Here is a 14370-nt window from a genome sequence, read left to right as displayed (position 1 = left end):
CATGCCTATGGAACCAGCAGCAAATCAAGCGGTTGCGAAACCGCAAAGAGCAAGGAGACGGAAAAAATATTTGCTGTCCTATTTGTTTCTCGCTCCTTCTTTTTTGTTTGTTTTTACGTTTCTCTATTATCCCGTCGGTTCCGCCTTGTTCCATTCGTTCACGCAATGGAATCTGGCTTCCGCGAAGTGGATCGGACTGGATAACTTTGAACGACTGTTCAGCGACCGAATGACCGTCACCAGCATGTGGAACCAGGTTGTATTTACGGTAACGGATTTACTGAAGAACCTGATTTTCCCGCTCGTGGCGGCAGAGCTCATTTATTTACTGCCAGGCAAATTCTCGAAATACGTTTTCCGTACCGGGTTCATTATTCCGATGCTGGTGCCGGGGATTGTCGCGATCCTGCTCTGGCTGTCGATCTACGATCCCACTTACGGGCTGTTGAATCAGTTTTTGGCGTTTGCGGGACTCGAGGATTGGAGCCGCGCCTGGCTGGGCGATTCCTCGACCGCGATTTGGGCCGTAGTGATGGTTGGGTTTCCTTTCATTTCCGGTCTGTTTTTTCTGATTCTCTATGCGGCGATCGGCAGCTTCAATAACGAGATGATCGAAGCGGCCAGAATGGACGGGGCGAAGGGCTTGAAGTTGTTCGCGAGGATCCATTTGCCCTTGCTGATTCCGCAATTCAAGGTGATCACGATTCTGACGATCATCGGCAGCTTGCAGGATTTCGTCAAGATGCTGGTGCTTACCAAAGGCGGACCGGGCGTGTCCACGGTCATTCCTTCCCTGACCATGTACACGGCGGCGTTCGAAAGCTCCGAATACGGCTATGCCGCCGCGATCGGTACCTGCTTGTTCCTGCTGATCATCGCTCTTACACTTTTCAATATGAAAATATTCAAAACCGATTACTAGGAGGTCGGCCGATGATCAAGCAACATCCCATGTCCCGTGTCGTCCTGTTCGCCTTGCTGACCGTTCTGCTTCTCGTCACCCTGCTTCCTTTTCTCGTCATGTTGTTCCTTTCCACGAAGGATCATCTGGACATCCTGATCGACTTCTGGGCCATTCCCGAGCAAATCAAATGGGCGAATTTCAGCAACGCTTACGACACCGTTATTCGCAGTATCGGAAATTCGCTCTATGTCTGTTTCGTCACCGTGCTCGGCGTTCTGATTCTCGGGTCGTTGGCGGGTTTCGTCTTTGCCCGTCACCAGTTTCCGTTCAAGAACACGCTGTTCTTCATGCTGCTGATTATTCTGATGATTCCCGGCTTGCTGATGGTCGTCCCCTTGTACTCGCTGGTGTCGAGCTTGAATCTGACTCAAAGTTATTGGGGATTGATTTTGCCGTATCTGGCGGGAGCGCAGCTGCTCGGCATATTGGTTTGCCGCTCGTTCTTCGAGAGCATCCCAGAGGAGCTGTTCGAAGCGGCCCGCATGGACGGGGGCTCGGAGTTTTTCCTGTACCGCAAAATCGCCCTGCCTTTGTCCGTCTCGGTGCTGATTACGATCGGTATCGTCACGTTCCTCAATGTGTACAACGACTATCTGTGGCCGCTTATTGTACTGGAGAGCACGCAGCGCACGTTCGCGGTCGCCGTCGTCAACCTGAGCAGCAGCGGACAGAAGGATCTCGGACTGACCTTTGGAGCTTACATTCTAGGCAGCATCCCGACATTTATTTTGCTGGTGTTCGGCATGAAATACTACGTTCAGGGCATGTTGTCCGGGGCGGTTAAAAGTTAACTTCAAAGCGGAGTGAATTTGAGCTCTGCTCACAGATCCTGATGTTCAGGAGGGACAATGATGAAGGGTTGGAGCAAGTTTGTGCTGTTTGTTTCATTGGTGGCAATGGGGGGGCTTATGTTCGCGGGTTCCGCTGGCGCTAGCGTCAAAATGGTCGGCATGAATTATTTGACCTGGTTCGACGAGGATTACGATTGGTACAAAGCGTGGGATCCCGATTCCCTTGTGCTGACTTTCGACAACGGCGGCAAGTGGAGAGGGTTTTACAAAAAAGGCGGTCAAGCTTTCGGCGCGGCGCCACGGACAAATCCGCACGGTGCAATGACGGGCTGGGACGGCTCGGGATGGGCCGATTCCTACAATGGTGGCGAGTCCGAGACAGGCGTGTTAAGGAGCAATACGTTTACAATCGGTACCGGAATGATCAGCTACAAGATTGCCGGGTGGAGCGGATCCGACGGCAGCCGCAATCTGAATCATGTGTATATCCGCCGGGCGTCGGACAACGCCATTTTGCATACCGGCAATCCGCCTTTGAGTAACAGCTTCTCGCAAGTGCAGTGGGACGGCAGCGCGTATAACGGAACGCTGGCTTATCTCGAAGTGGTGGATAACGACGCTAACGGCGGTTACGCCTGGATCGGGATTGATTCGTTTGTTTCAGGTTCGTTTGCATTGAATTTCGATGATGGGACCTGGGGATCCTCCCAGCCGGTCGACTTCAACACGGCATTCGGATCGCCCCGGAGAGTCCCTCACGGCTCCATGTCGGGCTGGGACGGCACCTATTGGGCAGATTCGTATAACGGTGGAGAAGCCGCGATCGGCAATATGAGAAGCATCAATTTCACCATCCGTAACAATCTGATCACGTTCAAGATCGCAGGTTGGAGCGGAGTTGATGGCAGCCGGAATTTAAACCATGTGTATATCCGCCGAACGTCGGACGATGCGATCCTGTTCACGGCGAATCCGCCGCTAAGCGATTCCTTTCAACAGGTGCAGTGGGACGGCAGCGCCTACAACGGCGTGCAAGCCTATCTTGACGTCGTCGATAACGACAACAATAACACTTATGCATGGATTGCGATCGATTCCTTCGTCCACGACGTGAATACGAATACCGTTGAACCGGTCGAAGGGTTCTACACCTCGGACGATGTAACCGTAATGCAGAACCATGCCGCGACTTTGCGGGATATGGGCGTCGATTTTATCGAAAGCGACCTTACGAACAATATGAACTGGGGACCCGCCCACCCGCAAACCCAGTTCCAGACAGATCCTATTTACGAAGCCGGACTGCTTGCGTTCAATACGTTCGCCAGTGTAAGCGACGCGCCGAAAGGGATGTTCATGGCGGCCATCACGACATGGGACGACAACTACGGCACGCAAAGACTGATTACGAAAAATTACGGGAGCGGGGGAACGCCGTACATGTACTACCCCTGGATTCCCAGCAACTCGGGCGATCTGTTCCTTCAGAAGATCAGCCGGATTTACAACGACATTGCGCAATACCCGGACAAGTATTTGAACTACGAAGGCAAACCGCTGCTGCAATTTTACGTTTCGGGGTCGGGTACCATTCTGGACGAAAACGATGTCGACCAGACGCCTGACGGCAAGCTGCCGGATACGTGGAATCCGGTCGTCCCGAATACGGGCGGCAAGACGATCCGGGAATTGTTCACGATCCGCTGGGTCGGCGCGCTCATGGCCGGAAGCGGCAATCCGAAGTTCGTTCCCGCGACGGGCGATACGTTGAAGGCGTATAACGGACACTGGAGCCTGTGCGATGCGACGAATCAGACGTGGGCGGCGCGCAAAAGCGGCTGGGGCGATACGCCTGAAAGCGTCCGAGTGACGCCGAATGCCGACGGCTCGGTCGGCCGGGAGAACGGCAACACGTACAAGGCGCAGTGGAATCGACTATTGGATGTCGATCCGCTGTTCGCGATGATTTCCAGTTGGAACGGCTTCTCGACAAGCGGAGACGAGCGGGATGCGGAGCACTCCGCGACCATCGAGCCGACCGTGAACTATTTTACGGATACCTACAAGGTCATGACCGAAAACTACATCTCCCACTTCAAAAGGGAGCGTATGGACATCGGTCTATACGATACGACGGCGCGGGATATGTTCCTGAACAATCGTAGCGCCGACGATTACGACGGTTATGCGTTCGACTTCGGCTTCGAAACCAAGTATGCCATGGACAGAGGCTCGGGCGTCGAGGCGCTCAGCGGTGATTTCAACGGGGACGGCAAATCCGATTTTGCGCTCAGGAACATCGCGGACGGAACAGTGGCAATCCGTTATTCCCCGTATTTCACCGTGGAATCCAGCGGCAGCATGCCTGCTGAGAAAGTCGCGACGTTGCAGGCGGGAGCCCGCTACAAGTCGTTCGCGGGAGATTTTAACGGCGACGGAACAACGGACATCGGTTTTTACGATTCCACCGTCGGCAATTTCATTATCCGGTACAACGACGGAAATGCAAATTTCACGACTTCCTACACTTGGGCATGGTCGCTGTCCGACAGTTACCAGTATGCTTCGGCGGATGTCAACGGCGATGGCCGCTACGATATCGTGTATCGGGATCCGGCCACGGGAACCGTTCATTTGGCGCTGGCCAAGACGGACGGGCTGCAAACGAAACCGACCGCGACTTATTCACACTCCTGGACATCGGGCAGCGGCTATCAGCTGTTCACCGGGGAAGCGAACGGCGACGCGTACGGCGATATCGGGTTGAGAGCAACGGGAACCGGAGTTTTCTACATGCGGAAAAATTTAAATACGCAAACCTCCGGCGCCTGGAATTTCGGAGACGAGAAGAGCTATACGTACAAGACAGGTGCGCAGTATTTGCCGATCACGGGCGATTTCAGGTAGAACGGCCATCGGCCGGGGGCATCAGGCTTCGTCTTGCGTCCCCGGCGGGTTGCAGCCGATATACGGAAGGCAGGGATCGGTATTGAGACATTTGACGATGCGGCTTGCCGCCATTGCGGTCATTGTCCTGGCGCTATCCGGGTGCTCCTCCTCCGCTCCGCAACAAGCGGGGGCTTCAAACGACGAGGATGTTGCCGAAATGTTCGTTATGCGCATGGACAATCGGGAGTCCAGGATGGAAACAGTACGGTATAATGGGGACATCTACGTCCCTCTGACGGAGATCGGCCGCTTCTTTGCTCTCCACATTCGGGGAGAAGGCAATTTCATTGATCTTGTGCCGGGCGGCACCGGAATTCCCGAAGCGGAGGGAGCTTCCGGTTGGCCGGATAAGTTGGGGCTCGAGGGGCGCGATCCGGAAGAGGTGCAAATCCATTTTGCGGGCATACGCTCCTACCTGCAGCCCCTTCTGTTCGAAGGGAGGCTGTTTGTTTCCGCGGCGCATTTTGCCGAACAGTTCGATCGCAGTGTGGCGGTGGATTTGGACGGCAAGGTCATCGGGCTGGGGGACAAACCGGAGCTTCCGATCGTAGCGGTGAACGGTGAGGAAGTGAGTGAGGAAGAGTTCAACTTCTTCTACATTCCGTTGGTCAAATCGCTGGACACGATCGCCTACACGGATGCAAACAACCGGAATATCGATCTGGATCTGAAACGGAAAGAGGCGCTGGATACAGTGTCGGAAAGGGTCATCCTTCGGCAAAAAGTAAAGCAGCACCGGATCGGGTTGGAGGAGGCCGATTATGATCGGCTGAATGCCAAACTGGATGAAATCGTTACACTGAACAACGGCATCGCGTCCATGCGCGAGCTGGCATCCCGGTACGACAGCACGTTCAGCCAAATGGTAAACGTGCTGAAGGAAGACTATCTCGCAGCCAAGCTGAGAGACACGCTTTTGTCCGAAGTGAAGGCTTCAGACAAGGAGATCGCCGATTATTACGAGAACAATAAGGAGACGATGACGGAGCCCCGGCGGGTAAGAGTGAACCAAATTATGCTGACCGTTCCTTACGGCGAAGACGGCGAGGTCGATCTCGCGGCCAAGGAAGCCAGGAAGACAATGATGGAAGAACTGCTTGGCCGGATCAAAGCGGGGGAAGACTTCTATGAGCTGATGAAAGCCTATACCGAGGATACCGAGTACGCCAAATATCCGAATGGCTATTTGCTGGATTTCAGTTCCGATCTGGTGGCGGAAGGGCAGACGGCTTTTGACATGCAAGCCGGACAGATCAGCGATGTCGTGGAGACGAAATATGCTTTTCATATTCTGAAGCTGGAAGAAGTCCTGCCTGAGATGCGTCTTTCTTTGGAAGAGGGAAGAGACGCGATCCGATCGAGGCTGGAGAGCGCGGCGAAAGAGCAGCGGTGGCTTGAGCTGCTCCATCAGTGGAAGGTGGAAAGCGACATTCGGATTCACTGATTCATCGGGGGAGGGGAAACGGCAAAATGAATGCAAGATCGTTGTTTCTGCGGCCGGCCGTCATGGTCGGCGGCGCGGTTTTCGAGCGAGAGGAAAGTGCCCCGTTTGTGTACCAGTTGCACAGGCACGACCATCTCACCGAGATGTTCTATATCGACAGCGGTGAGGGAGAGTTCAGCATTGATGGCAAATCGTACAAGGCCGATGCGGGGACGCTGCTGTTCTATCAACAGGATGTCTGGCATGCTGAGCATTCAACCGTCCACCCTTTCAGAGGGATGTATATCGCTTTCATCGGGCTGGAGATGAAGGGGCTTCCAACCAATTTCTTCCTGCAGCCCGACAGGGCTCCGATTCTCAAGCTGAAGGATCAGGCTCCCGCTTTCGCTCGCCGGTTCAGACACTGCATCCGGGAATTTTCCCGCAACGAGCCGGAAGCACACACGTTCGGCACTCACCTGCTGGGCATTCTATTAGCGCGTCTTGCCCGGATTGTCCATTACCGCGACCCGGTCGCTTCCCAGAAATCGTCTCAGGCGGTTGTCCTCCGAGCGAGGCAATATATTGAAGAGAATTACGACAAACCGGTAACTCTGGAGATTTTGTCGCGGGAAACGTACAGTAACGAGTATTACCTCGCCCACTTGTTCAAAGAAGAGGTGGGTATCAGTCCCATCCAGTATTTGATCAAATGCAGAATGGAAGTCGCTAAACGGTACTTGTTCACGAGCGACTATTCGGTCCGTTATATCGCCGGCCTTGTCGGGTATCAAAGCGAAAATACATTTCACGGCATGTTCAAAAAAGCGACCGGGCTCACACCCATACAATTTCGCAAACAAAGTGACGGGAATTAGACTGGGCTTTCTCGAGGATCAAGACGAAGACCGCCGTGCCGTCTCGCCGTTACTATTCGGTGGAGACGACCAGGCGGTCTTCGTGCGTTCCGGCAATGTGATCGAAATCTCCGGTGCGCGCAATCAGGTTCAGCGCTTGTTTTCCTGGATGCCGGAGTTTGTTGTAACAACTTTCGGTAATACGGAAAGAGTATCTTCTACTAATAGAGTTGATATGACGTGTTAAGGCACCACCGCACTGGGGAAAGATCGCTCGCTCACGAATTCAAAAATCAGGAGCAGGTCGTCGCGGTCCCTGCTCCTAATCTTATGATTACTATATTTCCGAGCTAAATCGATCCTCGATGGGGTCCGTTACAACGTGCCCCGTCTTACCTTGGCCGGATTTCTGCCTTGTGTAAATACACTCCTGTTATCGAATGCTCGGTAGCGGCGAGCTGGACAGGAGTGCCTTCGAATACAATTCGGCCACCTCGATGACCGCCCTCGGGGCCCATGTCAATGATCCAATCTGCGCTCTTGATCACATCCAGGTTGTGTTCAATGACCACCACCGTGTTGCCCCCGTCGACCAAGCGGTTCATAATGTCCATCAGACGAGAGATATCAGACATATGCAGTCCAGTTGTCGGCTCGTCCATTACATAGAGACTGCCATCCTTGTGAAGCTCCCCGGCCAATTTGATGCGTTGGCATTCTCCGCCCGACAAGGTGCTCAGAGGTTGGCCCAGCGTCAAGTATTCGAGTCCCACATCCCTCAGCGTCAGCAATTGATGGAGCAGCTCCTTCCCGCTGAAGAACTCTGAAGCTTCCCGTACCGTCATGGCGAGGACGTCGCTGATGGATTTTCCGTTCAGCCTATACTTTAGCACTTCATCGCTGAACCGCCTGCCCGCACAAATTTCACAAGTCGTCCTTATTGGCTCAAGAAAAGCCAAATCCGTGTATATCATACCGAGACCCTGACAGTTGGAACATGCTCCTTTGGAGTTGAAGCTGAACAACGATGGGCTCACCTTGTTGGCGGTTGCGAACAACCGCCGGATCTCGTCCATCATCCCCGTATAAGTTGCCGGATTGGAGCGGATGGATGTGCCCACGGCCGACTGGTCGATGACAATTGCTTCCGGATGCGACGGCAGGAATGCTCTGTTAATCAACGTACTTTTGCCTGAGCCAGCTACCCCCGTTACCACGGTCAGCACACCGACGGGTATATCGACTGTCACATCCTTTAGATTGTGCAGGCTGGAGCCAGCTACAGTCATCCAACCCTTGGGCACCCTGGTTGAAGTTTTCAAGGGCAGACTTTGTTTCAAGTATCGTCCTGTCAAGGTATCCGCGCGCAGCAAGCCCGCAAAGTCGCCTTCGTAGACGATTTCTCCTCCGCGGGTTCCCGCATGAGGTCCGACATCGATGATGTAATCGGCGATCTCCATGACTTCGCGGTCGTGTTCGACGACGAGCACGGTATTCCCTTTGTCCCGGAGCTGGCAAAGCATGCTATTCAGACGATGGACATCCCGCGGATGCAGTCCGACACTCGGTTCGTCGAAAATGTAGATCATGTCGGTAAGACTGCTGCCCAGATGACGGATCATCTTGATGCGCTGCGACTCCCCGCCCGACAAGGTTGCAGTCTGCCGGTCCAGACTCAAATACTCCAGCCCGATGGAGACCAGCTGATTCAGCCGTGTCAGAATCCCTTCAATCATCGGGCCGGCAACGGGATCCCGAATGGCTTCAATCATACGTATTAGCTCGCCAATCTCCATCGCCGCGCATTGGGCGATATTATATCCGTTAATCTGGCAGCCCAAGGCCGCTTGATTAAGCCGGCTTCCCCCACAAAGGTCACACTCGCTATAGGTTAGAAAGCGGTTAAGGGTTTCGCGTTTGGCATCTGACATCTCACTGCTGTCCCTCTTCAAATATAGACGGGTGAGCTTGGGAAGCAGACCTTCATAATCCGATTCGATATCGCCGCCTTTGGTTCGGTAGACGATCTTGCTTTCTTTGCCTTGGAGGAGGGTATCCCATTCTGCCGGTGCAAAATCGGCGAGCCGCTTGTCGTTGTCGAACAAGCCGGAATGGGTATACGTATTCAAGTACCAGCTTCCTACCTTAAATACGGGGAACAGGATTGCGCCTTCATTCAGCGACTTGGACCTGTCAAGCAGTTTGTCCACATCGAACTGCACCACCTGTCCGACCCCGGAGCATTCCGGGCACATGCCGGCCGGGTCGTTAAACGAGAAAACATGCGAATTGCCTGCAAAAGGTTTACCGATTCTAGAGAAGAGCACCCGGAGCATCGCATAAATATCCGTGATCGTGCCGACTGTCGAACGGGAGTTGCCGCCGAGCTTTTTCTGATCGATCACAACCGTCGTAGACAAATTCTCGATGCGATCGGTATCCGGCCGACTAAACCGGGGCAGCCGATTGCGGATGAATGCGGAAAACGTCTCGTTAAGCTGACGCTGAGCTTCGGCGCTGATGGTATCGAAAACCAGGGAAGATTTGCCCGAGCCCGAGACGCCGGTAAAGATCGTGATTTTGTGCTTCGGGATGCGGACATTCACGCTTTTAAGGTTATTCTCGCGTGCTCCTTCAATTACGATATCATTGACTTTCATAGCCTCTCCACCTCGGAGTTCTATTTTCTAGGAATGTGCAAAATGATTAATCCTCGTCCAAATGATAAACTAGTTGTACTACACCTGAGGAGAACGTTCTTGCACTAACGATTTTTAAATTCAACCTCTGTTTTATATCCACAAACAGCGGTTTTCCTTCTCCCAAAACAACAGGGTGAACAGATAATCTAAATTCATCAACAAGTCCTAAATTGATAAAAGTTGTGATAAGACTTGCTCCACCATATAGCCAGATGTCTTTACCAGGCTTATTCTTTAATTCATTTACTTTTTCAAGAATACGATCATTTATGAATATTGCTTTATTATCCGTCCCCATTTGCGTCCTGGAAAACACATATTTCTCTTTACTATGAACCAATTCCCAAAATTCTTTTTCAGAATCCGTTTGTTCAATTTCCGGAGTAAATTTTCCCCATAAATCATAGCTTTTTCTTCCATATAATATGGTATCAATTTGATTTAAGAAATGATTAAACCCCATCTCAGAGTCCATAATGCACCAATCAACTTCACCCTTTTTTCCTTCAATAAACCCATCTAAAGTAACAGCTAAATCTAAAATTATTTTACGTTTCATGAGTTGTTACTCCTTTCATTAATCTAACACCCATTATAGACCTCATATATGTCACCTTATGTCATATTGGATATGGAGGTATGAATGTTGTTTCTAGGCAACAGATGTGGCCCAAACGTTAAACTCCTAACGGGTAACGATAGTTTATCCAAGTTCGTTCACATAGAGGGTTAATGTTATAATGAAATCGTTTCATATTACATTAACAAACTAAGGATAGATCGAATATGAAATTCAAACGGACATTTGCGAGCTTTTTGGAATTACAAAATAGTGGAGGGTTATAAATGAAGTACTTTTACGGAGTATTATCTTTATTGGGACTCGTCTTGCCCTATTCGCAATTTATCCCTTGGATCGTGCGCAACGGCTTCGATTTGACTCTTCTATTTGAAGCCATAACCAGTACGCGTATCGGAGCTTTTGCATGGATGGATGTTTTAGTTACCGCGATCGTGCTTATGGGATTCATTCTGTTAGAAGGCACCAGAAAGAGAATGAAATATTTATGGCTGCCGATGGCAGGTACGCTACTGGTAGGTCCTTCACTGGGTCTTCCCTTGTTTTTGTTTCTTCGACAATTACACCTGGAGAAAAGCATTCAAAAATAACATCAAAGATGGGAAAAGAAACAGGGTTAGACGAATCAGTTTAATATGTTCATGTGATATTTGATTTTTTCGGTTAACCGAATGGCCGGCCTGTCATGCAAGTTATCCTACATCATCGCTTTCTAACAAGGAATAAAAATGATCGCGGTCTTCATCATCGAATTTGCCGATTGTCCGTACCCTGACAAATTCATGTCCGCCATTCATGTCTATTTCCTCGCCATACCTATTGTAGAGCGCGATCATATTGCCATCCCGATTCAACTCCATGTACCCGTAGCATTCTGCTTCGGGCGTTTTGTCGTAAAGGAGCATAAATCTGATTTTGTCCACTCTGTTCAGCATCGGCACTAATGATGATGAGGTCATCAAACGTTTTCACTATTTCAGTGGGAGTGCAGTTCTACTCCTTTTCTAGGGTATAATACTAGTATAGAAACTTGTGTATTGAGACGGGTTCTTGAAGAAGGAGATCGTATGACATTTGAACAATTGCAGTTGATACCCCCTATTATTAAAGCAATAGCTAAGGAAAATTATACGCAGCCCACGCCTATCCAAGAGCAGGCAATTCCCCCAGTGCTGGCAGGCCGTGACTTGTTTGGCTGCGCCCAGACAGGGACCGGCAAGACAGCGGCCTTCTTGCTGCCGATCATCCAACTGCTGAGTACACAGCAGGGTCCCCCGAAAGGCAAGCGTGTTATACGCTCACTGATCCTGACGCCTACGCGTGAGTTGGCTATTCAGATTTCCGACAATGCCAAATCTTACGGATGTTTCACGAATCTGCGCTGCGGCGTGATCGTGGGCGGTGTCACGCAGAGGGCTCAGGAGCAATTGTTGGAGAAAGGCACGGACATTCTGATTGCCACGCCGGGACGGTTGATCGACCTGATGAACCAAGGGTTCGTTGACCTGCGTCACGTGCAGATTCTGGTGTTGGACGAAGCCGATCGGATGCTTGATATGGGCTTCATTCATGATATGAAGCGAATCATTGCCAAGCTGCCGGCCAAGCGGCAGACGTTATTCTTCTCTGCGACGATGCCGTCTGAGATCACGTCGTTGGTTAACACTTTGCTGAAGAATCCGGTGAAAATCGAGATTACTCCTGTTTCCTCAACAGCGGAGCGGATTAAGCAGGTCCTCTATTATGTGGACAAGCCGAATAAACTGCCGCTGTTAATCGATCTGCTGCAGGATAAGTCGATCGCGAGCGCTATCGTGTTCACCCGTACGAAGCACGGTGCGGACCGGGTAGTTCGAGGCTTGACGAAAGCGAAGATTACTGCGCAAGCGATTCATGGCGACAAGTCCCAGAATGCCCGACAAGCGGCGCTGAATAACTTCAAAAGCGGTGCGACACGCTTGCTGGTGGCGACAGACATCGCGGCACGAGGCATCGACGTTGAGGAACTATCGCACGTTATTAACTTTAATTTGCCAAATATAGCGGAGACTTACGTACATCGGATCGGCCGTACTGGGCGTGCGGGCTTAAGCGGAATCGCGATTTCGTTCTGCGAGAACGAGGAGATTCCTTATCTGAAGGAAATCGAGAAGCTGACGAAGCAGAGAATCCCGGTAATTGCCGATCATCCTTACCCGATGACCCTTACGAAGCCGGAACCTGCGACGGTCACGGTGGACCGAGTCAAAGTCAACAGTGCGCCATCCAAGGACGATACTCGCGGACATAGCGGCGAGGCTGGCCGCCGCCGTAGACGGCGATCCAATGCTGGAAAGTAAGAAGGGAATAATATGATGATAAAAGTTGAACGCTTGTCCTTCTCATTTCCGCAAAAAGAACTTTATAACAACATTTCATTTACGTTAGAGGAAGATCAACATTGCGCTTTTATTGGAACAAGCGGCAGTGGGAAAAGTACATTGATTGATATCCTGATGGACCCGGAAAGATATCTATTCGATGGCAAATTAGAAATCGACCCCGATTGCACAATTGGATATGTAAGTCAGTTCTCAGAACTAGACAACACTAAAGAAAAAACAGTGTTTGAATATATAGGAGAACGATTTATAGGGATTCAAAATGAAATTCAATTGATTTGCACGGAAATGGAAACTTCATCGGATATAGAGCCGCTATTGGAAAAGTATCAATTCGCTTTAGACGCATTTGACGCAATGGGCGGGGAAGATTTTGAAAGCAACATTCATAAGCAGCTAAATCTGGCCAACCTCATGAAGCGAAGAGATCATCAGGTATCCGACCTGAGCGGCGGGGAATTCAAGCTTATTCAAGTGATGAAGGAAATGCTTAATCGTCCCGACTTCATGATTATGGACGAACCGGATGTATTTTTAGACTTCGAAAACCTAAACGCGCTTAAAAAACTGATTAATTCCTACAAAGGAATGCTGCTGGTTGTTACGCACAACCGATATTTATTGAATCATTGCTTTAACAAAATGATTCACCTTGAAAATAGGGAGATCCAAGAGTTCGATGGGCGGTATATGGAGTATAACCTCTCCTTGCTTCAGACCAAAATCGAGTTGCAAGAGCTCGCAGTCGCCGAACAGGAAGAGAGTGAAAGAAACGAGAAAATCATCCATAATCTAAGGGCTATTGCAACTTATAATGCAGATGCCTCTAGAGGTAGAGCGTTAAAAGCTAGAGTTAGTTATCAAGAGAGGTTGGAAGCGCGTAGAATTAAAGCGCCCTTCGTTGAGATTAAGCAACCGAATATCCGTTTCGATATGGATAGTGAAATGGAAGATGCCATTGTTGTCAAGGTCCATGATTATAGCGTTGCTTTTGACGAGCTGCTTTTAGACAAGGTTAGCTTTGAGATAAAAACGACGGATAAAGTGGCCATTATCGGTCCGAACGGTACCGGGAAAACGACTTTACTACGAGAAATCTTTAGCAATAATCATGATTCAATTGAAATAAATGCCGACGCTAAAGTGGCTTACCTCTCTCAGCTCCAAGGCGAAATGCTCAATGACTCCAATACAATATTAGAAGAGTTCATGGATACTGGGTTTAGCACTTATGATGAGGTTAGATCGTATCTTTCAAACTATGGCTTTGAAGGGGAAATCGTGAGTCAGAAGATAAAATCTTTATCCGGCGGAGAAAAAAACATCCTTCAATTGGCTAAAGTTGCTGCCAGTAGAGCGAACGTATTGCTTCTTGATGAACCGACAAGTCATTTAGACACCTATACACAAATCGCGTTGGAAAAAGCCATTGAAAACTATAAAGGCGCGATTCTCATGATTTCCCATGATTTCTATTCCGTTGTAAACGGTATGGATTATGTTCTAATCATTGAGGATAAGACGATCAGAAAAATGAGTATGCGAAAATTTAGACAGATGATTTATGCCAGTCATTTCGATAAAGACTATTTAGAAACGGAACAAAAGAAAAAAGCGGTTGAAATGAAAATAGAATTGGCTTTAAAAGATACTCAATTCGAACTTGCAAAAGGATGGGTTGACGAGCTGGAAGAGCTGATTAAGCTGCTGTAGATGGGGTGAT

The 14370-nt window shown here is 50.1% G+C and carries 11 protein-coding genes; 8 read left to right on the top strand and 3 right to left on the bottom strand.

The window, feature by feature from the left end; all coding sequences use genetic code 11:
- Positions 1-7: 7 nt before the first annotated feature.
- From J4772_RS36205 to J4772_RS36185, 5 genes are all read left to right on the top strand, one after another.
- Complete coding sequence (locus tag J4772_RS36205; protein WP_209073602.1) at positions 8-922, top strand: carbohydrate ABC transporter permease; 915 nt, start codon at positions 8-10, stop codon at positions 920-922.
- An 11-nt stretch (positions 923-933) separates the two neighbouring features.
- Positions 934-1755: a carbohydrate ABC transporter permease gene (locus J4772_RS36200; RefSeq protein WP_209073601.1), complete on the top strand. Its 822-nt coding sequence runs from the start codon at positions 934-936 to the stop codon at positions 1753-1755.
- A 57-nt stretch (positions 1756-1812) separates the two neighbouring features.
- Entirely contained in the window at positions 1813-4662 is a 2850-nt protein-coding gene (locus J4772_RS36195; RefSeq protein ID WP_209073600.1) for an FG-GAP repeat domain-containing protein, read from the top strand.
- An 82-nt stretch (positions 4663-4744) separates the two neighbouring features.
- Entirely contained in the window at positions 4745-6148 is a 1404-nt protein-coding gene (locus J4772_RS36190) for a peptidylprolyl isomerase (protein WP_209073599.1), read from the top strand.
- Positions 6149-6174: 26 nt separating this feature from the next.
- Positions 6175-7005, top strand: coding sequence for an AraC family transcriptional regulator (locus J4772_RS36185; RefSeq protein ID WP_209073598.1), 831 nt, complete (start codon positions 6175-6177; stop codon positions 7003-7005).
- Positions 7006-7376: 371 nt separating this feature from the next.
- On the opposite strand, the gene J4772_RS36180 is transcribed toward J4772_RS36185, so the two are convergent.
- Complete coding sequence (locus J4772_RS36180; RefSeq protein ID WP_209073597.1) at positions 7377-9644, bottom strand: ATP-binding cassette domain-containing protein; 2268 nt, start codon at positions 9642-9644, stop codon at positions 7377-7379.
- A gap of 46 nt (positions 9645-9690) precedes the next feature.
- Positions 9691-10245 (bottom strand): dihydrofolate reductase family protein, encoded by a 555-nt coding sequence (locus J4772_RS36175; RefSeq protein ID WP_209073596.1) that lies wholly within the window; start codon positions 10243-10245, stop codon positions 9691-9693.
- Positions 10246-10532: 287 nt separating this feature from the next.
- Here J4772_RS36175 and J4772_RS36170 point away from each other — a divergent pair, with 287 nt between their 5' ends.
- On the top strand, positions 10533-10856 hold the full coding sequence (locus tag J4772_RS36170; RefSeq protein WP_209073595.1) for a DUF2834 domain-containing protein: 324 nt from the start codon (positions 10533-10535) through the stop codon (positions 10854-10856).
- Between the two features lie 102 nt (positions 10857-10958).
- On the opposite strand, the gene J4772_RS37280 is transcribed toward J4772_RS36170, so the two are convergent.
- Positions 10959-11198, bottom strand: a complete 240-nt coding sequence (locus J4772_RS37280) for a hypothetical protein (protein ID WP_247741263.1) — start codon at positions 11196-11198, stop codon at positions 10959-10961.
- A 135-nt stretch (positions 11199-11333) separates the two neighbouring features.
- Between J4772_RS37280 and J4772_RS36165 the strand changes: the two genes are divergently transcribed.
- The gene (locus tag J4772_RS36165) at positions 11334-12605 is read left to right on the top strand and encodes a DEAD/DEAH box helicase (protein WP_116060857.1); all 1272 of its coding nucleotides are present in this window, start codon (positions 11334-11336) and stop codon (positions 12603-12605) included.
- 15 nt (positions 12606-12620) lie between these two features.
- Positions 12621-14360, top strand: coding sequence for an ABC-F family ATP-binding cassette domain-containing protein (locus J4772_RS36160; protein ID WP_209077658.1), 1740 nt, complete (start codon positions 12621-12623; stop codon positions 14358-14360).
- The last annotated feature ends 10 nt before the right edge of the window (positions 14361-14370 follow it).

The organism is Cohnella sp. LGH (assembly GCF_017671885.1).
In the GTDB taxonomy this organism is placed as follows: Bacteria; Bacillota; Bacilli; order Paenibacillales; family Paenibacillaceae; genus Cohnella; species Cohnella phaseoli.
Note: the sequence above shows the minus strand (reverse complement) of the source record. Positions and strands in the feature narration are given on the sequence as shown.

Bases quoted from the DNA above. Each gene is read 5' to 3' on its own strand.
- J4772_RS36205 (WP_209073602.1), top strand. From the start codon at position 8: ATGGAACCAGCAGCAAATCAAGCGGTTGCGAAACCGCAAAGAGCAAGG.
- J4772_RS36200 (WP_209073601.1), top strand. From the start codon at position 934: ATGATCAAGCAACATCCCATGTCCCGTGTCGTCCTGTTCGCCTTGCTG.
- J4772_RS36195 (WP_209073600.1), top strand. From the start codon at position 1,813: ATGATGAAGGGTTGGAGCAAGTTTGTGCTGTTTGTTTCATTGGTGGCA.
- J4772_RS36185 (WP_209073598.1), top strand. From the start codon at position 6,175: ATGAATGCAAGATCGTTGTTTCTGCGGCCGGCCGTCATGGTCGGCGGC.
- J4772_RS36180 (WP_209073597.1), bottom strand. From the start codon at position 9,644: ATGAAAGTCAATGATATCGTAATTGAAGGAGCACGCGAGAATAACCTT.
- J4772_RS36175 (WP_209073596.1), bottom strand. From the start codon at position 10,245: ATGAAACGTAAAATAATTTTAGATTTAGCTGTTACTTTAGATGGGTTT.
- J4772_RS36170 (WP_209073595.1), top strand. From the start codon at position 10,533: ATGAAGTACTTTTACGGAGTATTATCTTTATTGGGACTCGTCTTGCCC.
- J4772_RS36165 (WP_116060857.1), top strand. From the start codon at position 11,334: ATGACATTTGAACAATTGCAGTTGATACCCCCTATTATTAAAGCAATA.
- J4772_RS36160 (WP_209077658.1), top strand. From the start codon at position 12,621: ATGATAAAAGTTGAACGCTTGTCCTTCTCATTTCCGCAAAAAGAACTT.